Below are 707 nucleotides of genomic sequence, written 5' to 3'. Positions count from 1 at the left end.
AAATTTGGAAGAAAAAGCATAAAAAAGCTTATTATAAATGGCGCGTTGATGAGACATACATTAAAATAAAAGGAAAATGGTGCTATTTATATCGTGCCATTGATGCAGATGGTCATACATTGGATATTTGGTTACGTAAGAAACGAGATAATCATTCAGCATATGCGTTTATTAAGCGACTTATTAAACAATTTGGTAAACCTCAAATGATAATTACAGACCAGGCACCTTCGACGAAGGTGGCAATGTCTAAGTTGATTAAAGATTTTAAACTTAATCCCGACTGTCATTGTACATCTAAATATCTTAATAACCTCATTGAGCAGGATCACCGTCATATTAAAGTGAGAAAGACGAGATATCAAAGCGTCAATACGGCAAAGAATACACTCAAAGGTATTGAATTTATTTATGGTCTATATAAAAAGAACCGTAGGTCTCTTCAGATCTACGAATTTTCGCCGTGCTACGAAATTAATCACATGTTGGCCAGTTAAGGTAATACTACCATGTTAAAATGATAATTAGTTATATTTATTCTGACTTTGCAACAGAACCTTTAATTAGATGTTTTCTTAACTGTAGGCTAACTTTATTTTCAATGAAATGTACTTAATTAAGTAAGTGGGACTAAAACTTTTCGATTTTAGTCCCATTTTTATAAACAATTATGATTCATTGTTACTACTATCAGCAATTTTTTCTTT

At 31.4% G+C, this 707-nt stretch carries 1 protein-coding gene; it reads left to right on the top strand.

Annotated elements, in window-relative coordinates:
• Window positions 1-497 (top strand): IS6 family transposase (locus tag HMPREF2881_RS09810; protein ID WP_070653738.1); only part of this gene is annotated, 497 nt, incomplete at its 5' end.
• Window positions 498-707: the final 210 nt, after the last annotated feature.

Source organism: Staphylococcus sp. HMSC057A08 (genome assembly GCF_001812925.1).
GTDB classification, from domain to species: domain Bacteria; phylum Bacillota; class Bacilli; order Staphylococcales; family Staphylococcaceae; genus Staphylococcus; species Staphylococcus hominis.
The sequence above is the reverse complement of the archived record's forward strand: the minus strand, read 5'-3'. Positions and strand labels throughout refer to the sequence as shown.